This window comes from Thermomonas fusca DSM 15424, from assembly GCF_000423885.1.
GTDB lineage: Bacteria > Pseudomonadota > Gammaproteobacteria > Xanthomonadales > Xanthomonadaceae > Thermomonas > Thermomonas fusca.
This window is the reverse complement of record NZ_AUIV01000010.1, coordinates 1-15,827: the sequence shown is the minus strand read 5'-3', so window position 1 is coordinate 15,827 and position 15,827 is coordinate 1. Positions and strand designations below refer to the sequence as shown.

Sequence of the window (15,827 nt, the reverse complement as noted above, 5' to 3'; positions counted from 1 at the left end):
GCATGCGGCCATGATACCGGATGCGCACAGGCGCTTCGCGGTAACCTGAGCGGCATGCGCAAGGCCCCGCCCGACATCCAACCCGAGCATGACTACCGCGACGACGCCAGCCTGTTCCGCGCCGCCATCGGCGCCGACCGGGGCAAGGTGCGGGCGCTGCCGGAGGCCACGCCGCCGCCCGCCGCACCGAAGCCGAAGCCGTCCGCGAAGATGGCCCGTCGCGACGAGGAAGCCGCCCGCGAGGAGTTCCGCCACATGCTGGTGTCCGCACTGGAAGCCGGCGACGAGATGAGCTACCGGCGCGAGGAAATCACTCCGCGGGTGCTGAAGAAACTGGCGCGCGGCGAATACGCGGCGCAGGAAGAACTCGACCTGCACGGTCTGCCCGCCCGCACCGCCGAAGCACTGCTGCGCGAATTCCTGCGCGACTGCCGCGCGCACGGCCTGGGTTGCGTGCGGATCGTGCACGGCAAGGGCCGCAATTCCGAAGAGCGGTTGCCGGTGCTGAAGAACCTGGTGGACCGCCTGCTGCGCCAGCGCGCCGACGTGCTCGCCTTCCATTCGCCGCCTGCGGCGCAGGGCGGCACCGGGGCGGTGCTGGTGTTGCTGGAGAAGCGCTGAAGCTGCCGGCACGGATCGTTCCCGCGACGACGGGAAAAATAGCGGTTACCGGGATTGTGCGGAATCCACGATCTCGCCCAACTCGCCCAGCACCGTGGTCGCGTAGCAGCCCGGCGGCAGCGCGAAGCGCAGCTCCAGCGCGCCGTCATCGCGCCATGACCACGCCAGTTCGGCCGGCCGCAGCCGCAGCGCGCGGCGCTCCTGCTTCAGGCCTGCGCGCTCCAGGCCCGCGCGCAGGCGCGAGGCGGTATCGCCGGCCAGCGCGGCCAGCTCCAGCTCGCGGGCGGCGCCGGTGCTGCGCAGTTCGCCCTCGCCCCACAGCGGGCCGCTGGGATGGATGTCGAACGCCTCCAGCCGCGCCTGCAGTTCCGGGGTGAACGGCTCGGGGCCGAACACGCTGCGGCTGCCGTCCAGCATCCACACCTCGCCGTCCAGCGCCGCGTCCCAATTGCCCGCCTCGACCCGCGCCGCCAGCACCCGGTTGAACAGTTCCGAACGCGCGGCGGAGAGCAGCATCGTGCGCTCCTCGCGCTTCACCCGGCCGCCGGCGAACATCGCCACCGCCTTGCGCACGTTGTCGCCACCGCGGCCGAAGCGCTGCTCGCCGAAATGGTTGGGCACGCCGCGCGCCGCGATCGCGGACAGCCGTGCATCGACGGCATCGCGCTCGCCTTCAAGCGCCCGCAGCACCAGCACGAAACGGTTGCCGGCCAGCGCACCGCGCGGCAGCTTGCGTGAATGCCAGGCGTGGTCCAGCACGCGCAGCTCGTCACTCTGCAACGCCTCGATGGCCGGCGCGACTTTCTTCGGCAGCCACACGCTGAAGCGCTGGCGGGTCACCGCATGGCGGTCCTTCAGCCCGGCGTAGCCGATCGCCGATTCATCCACGCCCGCCCATTGCGCGATGGTCCTGGCGGCGAAGGCGGTGTTCATGCCGCGCTTCTCCAAGGTCAGCAGCAGGTGCTCGCCGGCGCCACTGGCCTCGAAGCCCGGCATTTCCTCGACGAAGAAATCCTCGGCACTGCTGCGGATGCGCGCGGCCAGCACCGGCGCGCCGTGGGCGCGCGCAGCCGTCGTCACGCCCGCACCAGCAGGCAGACCGCCTGCGCCGCGATGCCTTCGCCGCGGCCGGTGAAGCCCAGCTGCTCGCTGGTGGTCGCCTTGACGCTGACCTCATCGATGTCGATGCCGAGGTCGGCGGCGATCAGCTCGCGCATGGCCTGCGCATGCGGCCCGACCTTCGGCCGCTCGCAAACCACGGTGATGTCGCAATTGCCCACCCGCCAGCCGCGCTCGAGGATCAGCGCGTTGCAGTGGCGGACGAAGGCGCGGCTGTCGGCGCCCTTCCAGCGCGCATCCGACGGCGGGAAATGCACGCCGATGTCGCCCAGCGCCAGCGCGCCCAGCATGGCGTCGCACAGCGCGTGCAGCGCCACGTCGCCGTCGGAATGCGCCAGCACGCCGCGCTCATGCGGGATGCGCACACCGCCCAGCACCACTTGGTCGCCGTCACCGAAGGCGTGGACGTCGTAACCCTGGCCGATCCTGATATCCATCTACCCGCCTTTTACCTGCTTATGAAGGAGCGCACCGCGGGGGCGCAATGCTCTTCGCACAGTCCGGCCTGGGCATCGCGCCCTGCGGTGCGCGTCTACGAGTTTCTTGCCAGCAAAAATTCGACCAGCGCCAGGTCCGCCGGCGTGGTCACTTTCAGATTGTCCTCGCGGCCTTCGACCAGCGCCGGATGCAGGCCCAGCCGTTCGACCGCCATCGCTTCGTCCGTCACTGCAACGCCAGCGACCTGCGCCGCTTCCAGCGCGCGCAGCAGCAGGTCGCGTCGAAACGCCTGCGGGGTCAGTGCGCGCCACAGGCGTTCACGCGGCTCGGTGGCTGCGATGCGCGCGGACTCGCCGGCGCGCTTGAGGGTGTCGCGCACCGGCGCGGCGAGGACGGCGCCGTCGGCGCAGGCCGTCGCGGCGTCGATCAGTTTGTCGATGTCATCCGCGCGCAGGTTGGGCCGCGCAGCGTCGTGCACCAGCAGCAGCGCGTCTTCGGGCACGCTTGCCGGCAGTGCGCGCAACGCGGCCAGCACCGAATCGGCGCGCTCAAGGCCACCCACGCAGGCAATCACCGGCTTGCCGTGCAGGCTGGTCCAGCCCGGCCAGTGCGGATCGTCCGCCGCCAGCGCCACCACCGCGCCGTCGATGGCCGGATGCGCCAGCAGCGCCTCCAGTGCATGCGCGACCAGCGGCTTGCCGGCGGCAGCCAGGTACTGTTTCGGCACCTCGCCGCCGAAGCGGCGTCCGCTGCCGGCGGCGGGCATCAGCGCCCAGCTCATGGCTGCGGCGCGGCCTCGCCCGCCGGCGCGGCGGATGCGGGCGCGGCCTGCGCGCCATCGATCACCCGGTAGAAGATTTCGCCCGGCTTGACCATGCCCAGCTCGCTGCGCGCACGCTCTTCCACCGCTTCGCCGCCAGCCTTGAGATCGGCGACTTCCGCCGCCAGCGCATCGTTGCGCGCCTGCAGGCGGCGGTTCTCGGCCACCTGTGTCTTCACCTGCGCGGTCAGCGCGGCCACTTCGTGCTGGCCGCCGCTGCCGTACCAGAGCTTGTACTGCAGCGCCGCCAACAGCAGCACCAGCACGACCAGCAGCACGGGCAACGGCTTCGCCACGACGGCGTGCAGGCTCAGCGCTTCAGCGAGACGAAGGCGTCGCGACCGGCGTAGCGCGCGGCCGCACCCAACTGCTGTTCGATGCGCAGCAGCTGGTTGTACTTGGCCACGCGATCGGAACGGCACAGCGAACCGGTCTTGATCTGGGTGGCGGTGGTGGCCACCGCGATGTCCGCAATGGTGGTGTCCTCGGTTTCGCCGGAGCGGTGCGAGACGATCGCAGCGTACTTCGCCGCGTCGGCCATCGCGATGGCTTCCAGCGTCTCGCTGAGGGTGCCGATCTGGTTGACCTTGATCAGGATGGCGTTGGCCACTCCGCGGCTGATGCCGTCCCTGAAGATGCGCGGGTTGGTGACGAACAGGTCGTCGCCGACCAGCTGCACCTTGCCGCCGAGGCGGTCGGTCAGCAGCTTCCAGCCGTCCCAGTCGTCTTCGGCCATGCCGTCTTCGATGGTGACGATGGGGTACTGCGCGCACCAGTTGGCGAGGAAGTCGACGAACTGCTCCGAGGTCAGGCGCTTGCCTTCTCCGGTGAGGTTGTACTTGCCGTTCTCGAAGAATTCGGTGGACGCCACGTCCAGGCCCAGCAGCACGTCCTCGCCGGCCTTGTAGCCGGCCTTGCCGATGGCTTCGAGGATGGTTTCCAGCGCCTCTTCATTGCTGCGCAGGTCGGGGGCGAAGCCGCCTTCGTCGCCCACCGCGGTGGACAAGCCGCGCGCCTTCAGCACCGACTTCAGCGCGTGGAAGATCTCGGTGCCGCTGCGCAGCGCTTCACTGAACGAATCGAAGCCGACCGGCAGCACCATGAATTCCTGCAGGTCGACGTTGTTGTCGGCGTGCGCACCGCCGTTGATGATGTTCATCATCGGCACCGGCAGCACGGGCGCGGCGCCGGTCAGGCCGGCGAGGTACTGCCACAGCGCCTGCTTCTTCGAGGCCGCCATCGCGTGCGCGGCCGCCATCGACACCCCCAGCAGCGCGTTTGCGCCCAACCGGCCCTTGTTCTCGGTGCCGTCGAGGTCGATCAGGCGCTTGTCCAGCCCGCCCTGGTCGGCGGCGTCGAAGCCCTGCAGCGCGTCGGCGACCACGCCGTTGACGTTGCCGACAGCCTTCTGCACGCCCTTGCCGAGGTAGCGGGTCTTGTCGCCGTCGCGCAGCTCCACCGCTTCCTTGCTGCCGGTGGAGGCGCCGGACGGCACCGCGGCGCGACCGAAGCTGCCGTCGGCCAGCGTCACTTCGGCTTCAAGGGTGGGATTGCCGCGGCTGTCGAGGATTTCGCGGGCGTGGATCCGGGTGATCGTGGTCATCGTGGGAAATCGTCTCGGGAATCAGAAGGAGGATTCGAGGAAGCCGCCGCGCTTGGTCACGGCGTCCAGTTCCAGCAGGGTTTCCAGCAGTGCTTCCATCTTGCCCAGCGGCCAGGCATTGGGGCCGTCGGACAACGCCTTGCTCGGGTCGGGGTGGGTTTCCATGAACACGCCGGACACGCCCACGGCGACCGCGGCGCGCGCCAGCACCGGCACGAACTCGCGCTGGCCGCCGGAGCTTGCGCCCTGCCCGCCCGGCAGCTGCACCGAATGGGTGGCGTCGAACACTACCGGGCAGCCGGTGTCGCGCATCACCGCGAGGCTGCGCATGTCGCTGACCAGGTTGTTGTAGCCGAACGACGCGCCGCGCTCGCAGACCATGATCCGCTGGTTGCCGGTGGACTTGGCCTTCTCCACCACCGGTTTCATGTCCCACGGCGAAAGGAACTGGCCCTTCTTGATGTTGACCGGCTTGCCGGTGGCGCAGACCTTGGTGATGAAATCGGTCTGCCGCACCAGGAAGGCCGGCGTCTGCAGCACGTCGACGACGGAAGCCACTTCGTCCATCGGCGTGTATTCGTGCACGTCGGTCAGCACCGGCACGCCGAGCTGGCGCTTGACCTCGGCCAGCACGCGCAGGCCTTCTTCCATGCCGGGGCCGCGGAAACTGTTGATCGAGGTGCGGTTGGCCTTGTCGAAGCTGGACTTGAAGATGAAGTTGATCCCCAGCTTGCCGGTGATCTCCTTCAACTGCCCCGCCACGTCGATCTGCAGCTGCTCGCTTTCGACCACGCAGGGGCCGGCGATCAGGAACAACGGTTGGTCAAGCCCGACCTTGAAGCCGCAAAGATCCATGGATGCGCTCACTTCTGCTGGGCCGCGCGGCGTTCGCGGGCGGCGCGGATGAAGCCGACGAACAGCGGATGCCCGCTGCGCGGCGTGGACAGGAACTCGGGGTGCGCCTGGCAGGCCAGGAACCACGGATGCACGGATTGCGGCAGTTCCACCATCTCCACCAGCAGGTCATCCATCGACTTGGCGGAAATCACCAGCCCGGCGTCTTCCAGCTGGGTGCGGTAGCGGTTGTTGAACTCGTAGCGGTGGCGGTGACGTTCGCCCACCACGTCCTTGCCGTACAGCGCGTGCGCCAGCGTGCCTGGCTTGACGCGCTGGTCCTGCAGCCCCAGGCGCATGCTGCCGCCGAGGTCGGAGCCCTCGCTGCGGCGCTCCACTTCGCCGCTCTGGGTGCGCCACTCGGTGATCAAGCCGATCACCGGATGCGCGGAATCGCGGTCGTTCTCGGTGCTGTTGGCGCCGGCCAGGCCGGCCTCGTGGCGGGCCATGTCGACCACCGCCGCCTGCATGCCGTAACAGATGCCGAAGTACGGCAGCCCGGTTGCGCGCGCGTACTTCGAGGTCAGCACCTTGCCTTCGAAGCCGCGATCACCGAACCCGCCCGGCACCAGCACGCCGTCGACGTCGGCCAGCAGCGCGGCGGCGCCCTCGCGCTCGAGGTCGCCGGCCTCCAGCCACTTCAGGTTCACGCGGGTGCGCTGGCGGATGCCGCCATGCTTGAGCGCCTCGCCCACCGATTTGTAGGCGTCCTTGTGGTCGACGTACTTGCCGACCACGGCGATGGTGACTTCGTCGTCCGGGTGCTCCGCGGCATCGACCACCGCGTCCCATTCCGACAGGTCGGCGGCATGCGCCTTGTCCTGCAGGCGCAACTGCTCCACCACCAGCTGGTCCAGGCCCTGCGCGTGCAGCCAGCGCGGGATCTTGTGGATGTTGTCCAGGTCGATGGCGGAAATCACCGCCTTCTCCGGCACGTTGGTGAACAGCGCGATCTTGCGGCGCTCGCCGTCCGGCAGCGGCTTCTCGCTGCGGCACATCAGCACGTCCGGCTGGATGCCGATGCCGCGCAGTTCCTTCACCGAATGCTGGGTGGGCTTGGTCTTCAGCTCGCCGGCGGCGGCGATGTACGGCACCAGGGTCAGGTGCATGAACATCGCATGGTCGGCGCCGCGCTCGATCCGCAGCTGGCGGATCGCCTCGAGGAACGGCAGCGACTCGATGTCGCCGACGGTGCCGCCGATCTCGACGATGCCGACATCGAAGCCGGCGGTGGCGGCGTCGATGCAGTGCTTGATCTGGTCGGTGACGTGCGGGATCACCTGCACGGTGCCGCCGAGGTAGTCGCCGCGGCGCTCCTTGCGGATCACGGCGTCGTAGATCTTGCCGGTGGTGATCGAGTTCAGCCCCGACAGGCGGGTGTTGACGAAGCGTTCGTAATGGCCGAGGTCGAGGTCGGTCTCGGCGCCGTCGTCGGTGACATAGACCTCGCCGTGCTGGAACGGGCTCATCGTGCCCGGATCGACGTTGAGGTAGGGGTCCAGCTTCATCATCGTGACCGACAGGCCACGGGCTTCGAGGATCGCCGCCAGCGAAGCGGCGGAAATGCCTTTGCCGAGCGAGGACACCACGCCCCCGGTCACGAAGAGAAGGGGCGTATGGGTAGCAGGGGAAGTCATGGCGGCAGCGCGGCGCTGGAAACCCGCATTCTAGCGGCAAGACGCGTGGGCGTACATGGCCGCGCGCCCCCGGTTCCGGCACAAGTCATTGATCCGGAATGGAAACACGCTTTTTGCGAAGACCGCAGCCGGGTCTTGCAGACGCGACCCGCGCCACCGCAACGCCGCTTGCCGTCGCTCAGTCGCGTGGCCGCGCCGCGTGCCAGGCCGCCGCGCCGATCAGGCCCAGATCGCCGTGCTCCAGCGCGTGCACCGGCACCTCGCGCAGGCTGTCGGACAGCACGCCCTTGTCGAGGAAGCGACGGATGAAGTCGCCACGACTCAAATGGCGCTGCAGGTGCCCGGTCAGGCCTCCGGCCAGGCAGACCGAACCGGCGCGGAAGGTCAACGCCAGGTCGCCGGCGAAGCTGCCCAGCCATCCGCAGAACAGCGCGATGCACTCGGCCGCCAGCGGGTCGCTGCCTTGGTCCGCGGCTTCCACCAGCTCCGCCGGCGTTTGCCAGCGCGGCTGCATCTCGCGCAGCGCGCACAGCGCCAGGTACAGGTTCACCAGCCCGGGGCCGGAGAACACTCGCTCGCTGGCCACGTGGCCGAAGCGCGCCTGCAGCAACCGCACCACCTCCAGTTCCAGCGGCGTGCCGGCGGCAAGCGCGGCCTGCCCGGCTTCGCTGGGCTGCACGGCGGGCCGGCCGTCCTGTTCCACCAGCAGCGCGGCGCCCAGCCCGGTGCCCGGACCCAGCAGCAGCGTCGGCAGCGGCAGGCCACCCGCGGCACCCAGCGGCTGCAACTGCGCCTGCGGAATCCGCGGCAGCGCCCAGGCCAGCGCCTCGAAATCGTTGATCAGGTGCAGATGGCCGATGCCGGCGTCGCGACGGGTCGCGGACAGCGACACCGGCCACGCCAGGTTGCCGTTGAGCAGATGATCGCCTTGCAGCACGCCGGCAATCGCCACCACGCAGGCGTCCGGAAACGCGGTCTCGCCGGCGCCGACGGCCTCGTCGCGGAAACGGCGCAGCACCGCGGCCAGGCTGGGAAAAGCTGCGCATTCGTAGCGGCGGTGGAAACCGACGCTGAACCCGTCGCCGTCCGGATCGACCAGGCCCAAGCGGGCGTAGGTGCCACCGACGTCGGCGGCAAGCAGGCGCCTCGCCGATGACTGCGCGGTCACGCCTGCCCCATCCAACACTGTGTCGCCATGCATCTGCCGCCGTCGCCTGCCTTCGGAAAGGATCCACCAACGCGGCGACCCGGCGGCAATTGTAGGCGGGGCCGCCGGCGCCCGCGCGCCTTCCCGCCATCCACCCGCGACGTGGCACGGTTCGCGGCCGCGTTCAACCTTGACCGCGGCAGGCGGGACGACCATCCTGCGCCGTCCCCCTGCAGCACGCACGCATGAACACCCGCTACAACGCCGCCGACATCGAAGTCCTCTCCGGTCTGGACCCGGTCAAGCGCCGGCCCGGCATGTACACCGACACCACCCGCCCGAACCACCTGGCGCAGGAAGTCATCGACAACGCGGTGGACGAGGCGCTGGCCGGGCATGCCCGCGGCATCGAGGTGACCCTGCACGCCGACGGCAGCTGCGAAGTGTCCGACGACGGCCGCGGCATGCCGGTGGACATCCACCCGGAGGAGAAGATCCCCGGCGTCGAACTGATCCTCACCCGCCTGCACGCCGGCGGCAAGTTCAGCAACAAGAACTACACCTTCAGCGGCGGCCTGCATGGCGTCGGCGTCAGCGTGGTCAACGCGCTGTCGAACAAGGTCGACGTGTTCATCAAGCGCGACGGCAGCGAATACCACATGGCCTTCGCCGACGGCGACCGCGCATCGGCGCTGTCGGTGGTCGGCAGCGTGGGCAAGAAGAACACCGGCACGCGGCTGCGCTTCTGGCCGGACCCGAAGTATTTCGACACGCCCAAGTTCAACCTGCGCGCGCTCAAGCACCTGCTGCGCGCCAAGGCGGTGCTCTGCCCCGGCCTGACCGTCAACCTGTTCGACGAGGCCAGCGGCGAGCGCCTGCAGTGGTATTACGAGGACGGCCTGCGTGACTACCTGAAGGGCGAACTGGACGGCCGCGAGCTGCTGCCGCCGGAGCTGTTCGTGGGCAGCCTGAAGAAGGACACCGAGGTGGTGGACTGGGCGGTGGCCTGGCTGCCGGAAGGCGAGCTGGTGCAGGAAAGCTACGTCAACCTGATTCCCACCGCCCAGCACGGCACCCACGTCAACGGCCTGCGCAGCGGCTTCACCGACGCCCTGCGCGAGTTCTGCGACTTCCGCAACCTGCTGCCGCGCGGCGTCAAACTGGCGCCGGAGGACGTGTGGGACCGGGTCGCCTTCGTGCTGTCGCTGAAGATGACCGACCCGCAGTTCAGCGGCCAGACCAAGGAGCGCCTGTCCTCGCGCCAGGCCGCGGGTTTCGTCGAGGGCGCCGCGCACGACGCCTTCAGCCTGTGGCTCAACGCCCACACCGAGTTCGGCGAGAAGATCGCGCAGCTGGCCATCGAGCGCGCCTCGGCGCGGCTGAAGACCGAAAAGCAGATCGTCCGCAAGAAGGTGACGCAGGGGCCGGCCCTGCCCGGCAAGCTGGCCGATTGCATCAGCCAGGACCTGTCGCGCACCGAGCTGTTCCTGGTCGAGGGCGACTCCGCCGGCGGCAGCGCCAAGCAGGCCCGCGACAAGGATTTCCAGGCCATCCTGCCGCTGCGCGGCAAGATCCTGAACACCTGGGAAGTGGCTTCCGGGCAGGTGCTGGGCTCGCAGGAAGTGCACGACCTCGCCGTTGCCATCGGCTGCGACCCGGGCAAGGAGGAGATCGACGGCCTGCGCTACGGCAAGGTGGTGATCCTGGCCGACGCCGACAGCGACGGCCTGCATATCGCCACCCTGCTCACCGCGCTGTTCCTCAAGCATTTCCCCGCGCTGGTCGCCGCCGGCCATGTGTTCGTGGCGATGCCGCCGCTGTTCCGCGTGGACGTGGGCAAGCAGGTGTTCTACGCGCTGGACGAGGAAGAAAAGCGGCTGCTGCTGGAGAAGATCCAGCGCGAGAAGCTCAAGGGCCAGATCAACGTCACCCGCTTCAAGGGCCTGGGCGAAATGAACCCGCAGCAGCTGCGCGAGTCCACCATGCACGTGGACACCCGCCGGCTGGTGCAGCTCACCGTCGACGACGACACCGCCACCCGCTCGCTGATGGACATGCTGCTGGCCAAGAAGCGCGCCTCCGACCGCAAGAGCTGGCTGGAACAGAAGGGCGATCTGGCGACGCTGGAAGTCTGATCCGCAGCGTCGACACACGCTTCGCCGCGATGCCGCGCAGTCCTAAGCGATCCAGCCGCTGACCCAGCGGATCAACGCATGCAACCGCGCCGCCAGCCAACCAGCGGTGGCGTGCAGCTCGGACGGGAACAACTTGCCCAGCAGCCAGTAGACCAGCCAGGCCGCAGCGGCGAGGATCGCCAGCGCCAGCAGGCGCATGCGGAAGTCACTGCGGGCCTTGCTGGTGGTCATTATCGGGCTCCCTGGCAGATCAGGCGAACCGCACCGGATCGAATGGCGCCGGGTTCACGCAGGGCATGCGGCCGGCGATCATGTCGGCCAGCAGCTGGCCGGTGCTGGCGCTCATGCTCACCCCCATCATGCCGTGGCCGACCGCCATCCACAGGTGCGGATGGCCGGGCGCGCGCCCGATCAGCGGGATGTCGTCGCGGCTCATCGGCCGCCAGCCGCACCACTTCTCGCGCACTTCCGGGCCGACCGGATGGTGCAGGAACTGCGCCGCGCCGCGCTCCAGCGCGCCCAGCCGCTTCTCGTTGAGGCTGTCATCGAAGCCGGTGAATTCCATCGTGCTGCCCAGCCGATAGCCGCTGCCCCAGGCGGTCACGCAGACCGAGGGTTCATACAGGATGACCGGCCGCTTCGGCGCCAGCTGCGGCGAGCTGTAGGTGATCGAATAACCCTTGCCCGGCTGGATGGTCTTGCGCAGCCACGGCAGGCCGACCGCATTGGCGATCTGCGGCGACCATGCGCCGGTGGCCAGGATGACGTCGCGCGCGCGCAGCCGCCCCTGCGCGGTGCTGGCCAGCACGCCTTGTGCGCCGGACTCCAGCGACTGCAGCGGGCAGTGCTCGATGATCCGCCCGCCGCGCTCGCGCACCACCCGCGCCAGTTCGGCAACATAGCGGTCCGGGCGCAGCGCAGCGTCGCCGCGGAAGCACATCGCGCCGGCCAGGCCGGGCTTGAAGGCAGGGTCGCGCGCTTCGTAATCCCGGCCTTCGACGATCTCCACGTCCACGCCCAGCTCGCGCAGCAGCGGCACGTCGCCCAGTTCGCGATCCATGTCACGGCGGGTCTTGAACACGTAGTCCTCGCCGGTCTCGGCGAACTCGCAGTCCAGCGCGTAGCGCTCCACCCACTGCTGGATGCGCTGGCGCGAGTCGGACAGCAGGGTGAACTTGGCGCGGGCGCTGGCCACGTAGTCGCGGTGGTTGCAGCGCTGCATGAAACCCAGCATCCAGCGCAGTGTGTCCGGATTCAGGGTGGGCTTGATGTACAGCGGTGCGTCGGGGGTGAACATCCAGCGCGCGGCGCGCAGCAGCGTATTCGGCCCGGCCAGCGGCGGCGCGTGGCTGGGGGTGAGCGTGCCGCAGTTGCCATGCGATGCGCCGGCGCCGATCTTGCCGGCGTCGATCACCGTCACTTCGCGGCCATCGTCGAGCAGCGCCAGCGCGGTGGCCAGCCCGGACACGCCGGCTCCGACCACGAGGCAATCGATGGATTCTTCGGCGATGGTTGCGCTCACGATGTTCGGCGTCCGCTGGAAAGATCGCCCATTATCACGGCCCCAAGGCCGGCGGGACAGCCCACCACCTGCCCGCAGCGGCATGGCGCCATGTCCGCGATCCGCAAACGCGAACGGCCCGCATTGCGGGCCGTTCGCGATGATGCTTTCATCCGGCCCCCTGAGTCAGGGGGCGATTCGCGCCGCAGGCGCGAATGGGGGGTCTGGCCGCTAACAGCCGGGGCCCGAAGTTTGCACGGCAAACTTTGGCATTGATCCATGCTGCGCATGGATCAATGCGCGTGGCCGCCCTCGCCATGCACGTGGCCGTGGGCGATTTCTTCCTCGCTGGCCTCACGCACTTCGATGATCTCGATGTCGAACTCCAGGTCCTTGCCGGCCATCGGGTGGTTCAGGTCCACGTCGACCACGCTCATGCCCACCTTCTGGATGGTCACCGCGCGCGGGCCGAAGTTGGTGTTGAGCACCACCTGCATGCCCGGCGCCAGCTTCTGCTCGCCGAAGTGCTTCTTGGGAATGCGCTGGCTCAGGCCGTCGCGGCGCTCGCCGTAGGCATCGCCGGCGGTGACCGCGGCCTTGAAGCTGTCGCCGGCTTCGCGGCCGTCCATCGCCTTTTCCAGACCAGGGATGATCTGCCCGCGGCCGAACAGGATGGCCAGCGGCTCGCCCACCGCCTTCGAGCTTTCCAGCTGCTCCTTGCCGGCTTCGGCCACGGCGTAGTGGAAACGGACAACGCGGTCTTTTTCGATCTTCATGATGTGCCTGCCAATCGGTTGGGCGCTTGCCGCCGCATGCGGTTGCGGCAACACTGCGAGGGATGGAACCAGCCGACTGCATCCAGCGACCGGGCGCGCATTATCGACGCTGCGCCGCGCTTGCGCCATTGCCGGCCCTGCTGCTGGCCGCCGTGCTGGCCGGCTGCGGCGGCGGCGAAACCACCCGTCACGCGCCGCCACGCGCCGGCGTGCGCGACTGGCCGATGGTGGAGCCGGCCGACTCGGCCAAGGCCAACGCGGTGCTGATGCGCGCCATCAGCCTGGTCGGCACGCCCTACCGCTACGGCGGCAATACCCCGGAAGGCGGCTTCGACTGCAGTGGCCTGGTCGGCTACGTGTTCCGCGACATGCTGGACCTGCGCCTGCCGCGCACCACCCGCGAACTGGCAGGCCTGCAGGGGCCACCTATCCGCCCGGAACGGCTGGCCAGCGGTGACCTGGTGTTCTTCGGCAGTGGCGGGCAGGTCAGCCACGTTGGCATCTATGTGGGCCAGGGCCGCTTCGTCCATGCGCCCAGCAGCGGCGGTACGGTCCGGCTTGATTCCCTGGACGGACACTGGTGGATCGACCATTACTCCGGGGCGAGACGGCTGCTGAAGTGAAACGTGAAGCCCGTCACGAAAGCTCGCATCCCGATGATGGATATGTGAATTCCTGCCTATTCATCTTGCGCCAGCTAACAGTTTCTGAACTTCCCGACCCGTCATCGCAGGCATAGTCGCCCCTGTTTTTGCTTCGTGATGACCGCGTGAAGACAGCGAACCTGCACCACGGCCATTCCGCACCGCGCTCCCGTCGCGTGCTCCGACTGGCCCTTGCCCTGGCCCTCTTGGCGGGCAGCCTGCCGGCACTGGCGATGAATCCCGCGATTTCCAAGGCCGATCCCGCACCGCAGGCCGCATCGGCCGCTGCGCTGGCGCTGCCGGCCCCGGCCGCCATCGCCACCCCCGATACCGCGCCGCTGGCTGCTCAGCTGGCCATCCTGCAGAAGTCCAAGGACGCGCCGACCAGTCCGTCGCTGGTCAAGACCGTGCTGCAGCGCGCGTTCTCCCTGCTCGGCACGCCGTATCGCTGGGGCGGCAGCTCGCCGGAAAGCGGCTTCGACTGCAGCGGCCTGGTGGGTTACGTGTTCCGCACCATCGGCATCGACCTGCCGCGGGTGTCGCGCGCGATGGCCGATGAAGGCACCAAGGTCGCCAGCCGCGACGCGCTGGCCGAAGGCGATCTGGTGTTCTTCGGCAAGCGCGGCCACATCGACCACGTCGGCATCTACATCGGCGAGGGCAAGTTCCTGCACGCGCCGCGCACCGGCCGCGACGTAACCGTCTCCAGCCTGACCAGCGGCTATTGGGCGCAGAAGTATCTGGAGGCGCGGCGCGTGGCCGCCGGCAGCTGAGCCGGCAGTCTCCAATCCGTGCCGATGACGCCGCCTGCGGGCGGCGTCACTGTTTGCGGGCGTCGACGGCGGCCTGGCGGTAGCGCGCCACCGCCTGCTCCACGTCGCGGCCCAGCGCCATCACTTGCTGTGCGTATTCGGCCAGCTTGCGATCGTCCTCGCTGCGCGGCTGCCACGGCGGCACCGGCACCGGCGAGCCTTCCGGCGCATCCAGCGCCACGAACACGATCACGCAGTGGGTGCACAGCCGCGCATCGGCCTCGTCGGCGCGCGGGTCACGGGCGCGCACGTCCACCGCGAAATGCATCGAGGTGGTGCCGGTGTGGATCAGGGTGGCCTGCACCGCGACCAGATCGCCGATCCGGATCGGGGCGACGAAGCGGATCCCGCCCACCGCCACCGTGACGCTGTAGTGGCCGCTCCAGCCGACCGCAGCGGCATAACCGGCCTGGTCGATCCAGCGCATCACCTGCCCGCCGTGCACCTTGCCGCCGAAGTTCACGTCCGACGGCTCGGCGAGGAAGCCCATGCTCAACTGGCGCTGGCGTCCGCTCATGCTCAACTCCCGACCGCGCGAGGCGCGGCGGCAGATAGGTGCTTCCTAGAACGGGATATCGTCGTCGAACGGCACGTCGTCGAAGGCCGGCTTGGCCGGTGCCTGCGCCGGTTCGCGGCGCTGGGCCGGAGCGCTGCGCTGCGGACGGTCGCCGCCGCTGCCACCGCCACGCTGGTAGCCGCCGCCTTCGCCGCCGCCGCGCTGCTGGTAGCCACCGCCACCCTCGCCGCCACCGCGCTGGCCCTCACCGCCGCCGATCATCTGCATCTCGTCCGCGATGATGTCGGTGGTGTAGTGCTTGACCCCGTCCTTGTCGTAGGAGCCGTACTCAAGGCGCCCCTCGATATAGACCTGGCGGCCTTTCTTCAGGTACTCGCCGGCAATCTCGCCGAGCTTGCCGAACAGCTTGACGCGGTGCCATTCGGTCTTCTCGATCTGCTGGCCATCCTTGTCCTTGCGCACGTTGGTGGTGGCCACGCTCAGCGTGGTGATCGCCATCCCGCCCTGGGTGTACTTCACGTCGGGATCGTTGCCGAGGTTGCCGACCAGGATCACTTTGTTCACGCCGCGTGCCATGTGCTGCCTCGCTGTGCTTTATGCCAAAAGTTAGTGATAAGTGCCAAAAGTAAGTGGATAAGTTCCAAAAGTTGCTGATAACTTTTGAAGCTCCCTTGGAACCACCTAACCTGTTGGAGGTACTGTGATCATGATAGCAGGCCGGGGGCTACTCCCGCCCTGCCCGGAATACGGCGGACTAGGCAAGCCATCCCGCCGTTCTTGAGTTGAAGGGCATGCCTACCTCAGCCGCCAACCGGTGGACTAGGGAAGGTCTGATCAACACACCCTGAGGCTTCAATCCTGGGCCACAGAGCAGCTTTTTTGCTTCGTCACCGCCTTTACGCGCCGTTTCCGGCGTTTTCCGGCGGGTTTCCCCGCCTTACAGGCGCACTGATCCCGCCGCCGGCAGCAATTGCCGGCGCGCCATCCACAGATTCGACAGGGCGAACAAGGTCTGCACCTGCGCGCTGTTCTTCGCAAGACCGCGATAGCGGACCTTGACGTAGCCAAACTGCCGCTTGATCACCCGGAACGGGTGCTCCACCTTCGCCCGCAGGCTGGCCTTGCAGTGCTCCCAGCGCTCGGCATGGCGACGATCCCGCTGG

Annotated in this window: 18 protein-coding genes; 4 read left to right on the top strand and 14 right to left on the bottom strand. The window is 68.7% G+C overall.

Going from position 1 to position 15,827, the window contains the following annotated elements; translation table 11 throughout:
* Window positions 1-54: 54 nt before the first annotated feature.
* On the top strand, window positions 55-621 hold the full coding sequence (locus tag G582_RS0105480; RefSeq protein ID WP_051246784.1) for a Smr/MutS family protein: 567 nt from the start codon (window positions 55-57) through the stop codon (window positions 619-621).
* A gap of 45 nt (window positions 622-666) precedes the next feature.
* Here the strand turns inward: G582_RS0105480 and truD are convergent, their stop codons facing one another.
* The 8 genes from truD to G582_RS0105440 all read right to left on the bottom strand — a co-directional run bounded on the left by truD (window position 667) and on the right by G582_RS0105440 (window position 8,300).
* Complete coding sequence (gene truD / locus G582_RS0105475; protein WP_028838973.1) at window positions 667-1,701, bottom strand: tRNA pseudouridine(13) synthase TruD; 1,035 nt, start codon at window positions 1,699-1,701, stop codon at window positions 667-669.
* Window positions 1,698-2,177: a 2-C-methyl-D-erythritol 2,4-cyclodiphosphate synthase gene (gene ispF, locus G582_RS0105470; RefSeq protein ID WP_028838972.1), complete on the bottom strand. Its 480-nt coding sequence runs from the start codon at window positions 2,175-2,177 to the stop codon at window positions 1,698-1,700. The genes truD and ispF overlap by 4 nt, the downstream gene beginning before the upstream one ends.
* A 95-nt stretch (window positions 2,178-2,272) precedes the next feature.
* A complete protein-coding gene (ispD, locus tag G582_RS0105465) occupies window positions 2,273-2,959 on the bottom strand; it encodes a 2-C-methyl-D-erythritol 4-phosphate cytidylyltransferase (protein WP_028838971.1) in 687 nt (228 codons plus the stop codon).
* Window positions 2,956-3,294, bottom strand: a complete 339-nt coding sequence (ftsB, locus tag G582_RS0105460; protein WP_028838970.1) for a cell division protein FtsB — start codon at window positions 3,292-3,294, stop codon at window positions 2,956-2,958. The genes ispD and ftsB overlap by 4 nt, the downstream gene beginning before the upstream one ends.
* Before the next feature lie 14 nt (window positions 3,295-3,308).
* The gene (gene eno / locus G582_RS0105455; RefSeq protein ID WP_028838969.1) at window positions 3,309-4,601 is read right to left on the bottom strand and encodes a phosphopyruvate hydratase; all 1,293 of its coding nucleotides are present in this window, start codon (window positions 4,599-4,601) and stop codon (window positions 3,309-3,311) included.
* Window positions 4,602-4,622: 21 nt separating this feature from the next.
* Window positions 4,623-5,456 (bottom strand): 3-deoxy-8-phosphooctulonate synthase, encoded by an 834-nt coding sequence (gene kdsA / locus G582_RS0105450; protein WP_028838968.1) that lies wholly within the window; start codon window positions 5,454-5,456, stop codon window positions 4,623-4,625.
* Between the two features lie 8 nt (window positions 5,457-5,464).
* On the bottom strand, window positions 5,465-7,132 hold the full coding sequence (pyrG, locus tag G582_RS0105445) for a CTP synthase (RefSeq protein WP_038053073.1): 1,668 nt from the start codon (window positions 7,130-7,132) through the stop codon (window positions 5,465-5,467).
* 178 nt (window positions 7,133-7,310) lie between these two features.
* On the bottom strand, window positions 7,311-8,300 hold the full coding sequence (locus G582_RS0105440; RefSeq protein WP_028838966.1) for a glucokinase: 990 nt from the start codon (window positions 8,298-8,300) through the stop codon (window positions 7,311-7,313).
* A gap of 224 nt (window positions 8,301-8,524) precedes the next feature.
* Between G582_RS0105440 and parE the strand changes: the two genes are divergently transcribed.
* A complete protein-coding gene (gene parE / locus G582_RS0105435) occupies window positions 8,525-10,414 on the top strand; it encodes a DNA topoisomerase IV subunit B (RefSeq protein WP_028838965.1) in 1,890 nt (629 codons plus the stop codon).
* A 42-nt stretch (window positions 10,415-10,456) separates the two neighbouring features.
* Here parE and G582_RS0105430 read toward each other — a convergent pair whose 3' ends face one another.
* The 3 genes from G582_RS0105430 to G582_RS0105420 all read right to left on the bottom strand — a co-directional run bounded on the left by G582_RS0105430 (window position 10,457) and on the right by G582_RS0105420 (window position 12,691).
* Window positions 10,457-10,645: a hypothetical protein gene (locus G582_RS0105430; RefSeq protein WP_028838964.1), complete on the bottom strand. Its 189-nt coding sequence runs from the start codon at window positions 10,643-10,645 to the stop codon at window positions 10,457-10,459.
* Between the two features lie 19 nt (window positions 10,646-10,664).
* Window positions 10,665-11,924: an NAD(P)/FAD-dependent oxidoreductase gene (locus G582_RS0105425; protein ID WP_028838963.1), complete on the bottom strand. Its 1,260-nt coding sequence runs from the start codon at window positions 11,922-11,924 to the stop codon at window positions 10,665-10,667.
* 284 nt (window positions 11,925-12,208) lie between these two features.
* Entirely contained in the window at window positions 12,209-12,691 is a 483-nt protein-coding gene (locus tag G582_RS0105420) for an FKBP-type peptidyl-prolyl cis-trans isomerase (RefSeq protein ID WP_028838962.1), read from the bottom strand.
* A gap of 62 nt (window positions 12,692-12,753) precedes the next feature.
* Between G582_RS0105420 and G582_RS0105415 the strand changes: the two genes are divergently transcribed.
* Window positions 12,754-13,314, top strand: a complete 561-nt coding sequence (locus G582_RS0105415; RefSeq protein WP_083960991.1) for a C40 family peptidase — start codon at window positions 12,754-12,756, stop codon at window positions 13,312-13,314.
* Window positions 13,315-13,460: 146 nt separating this feature from the next.
* Window positions 13,461-14,108: a C40 family peptidase gene (locus G582_RS15650; RefSeq protein ID WP_051246781.1), complete on the top strand. Its 648-nt coding sequence runs from the start codon at window positions 13,461-13,463 to the stop codon at window positions 14,106-14,108.
* Between the two features lie 46 nt (window positions 14,109-14,154).
* On the opposite strand, the gene G582_RS0105405 is transcribed toward G582_RS15650, so the two are convergent.
* The 3 genes from G582_RS0105405 to G582_RS15645 form a co-directional block, all read right to left on the bottom strand.
* Window positions 14,155-14,664 (bottom strand): acyl-CoA thioesterase, encoded by a 510-nt coding sequence (locus G582_RS0105405; protein WP_028838960.1) that lies wholly within the window; start codon window positions 14,662-14,664, stop codon window positions 14,155-14,157.
* Between the two features lie 45 nt (window positions 14,665-14,709).
* Window positions 14,710-15,240: a single-stranded DNA-binding protein gene (gene ssb, locus G582_RS0105400; protein WP_028838959.1), complete on the bottom strand. Its 531-nt coding sequence runs from the start codon at window positions 15,238-15,240 to the stop codon at window positions 14,710-14,712.
* Window positions 15,241-15,601: 361 nt separating this feature from the next.
* Window positions 15,602-15,827: IS5/IS1182 family transposase (locus tag G582_RS15645; protein ID WP_038053067.1), on the bottom strand; the 226-nt coding region annotated here is incomplete at its 5' end.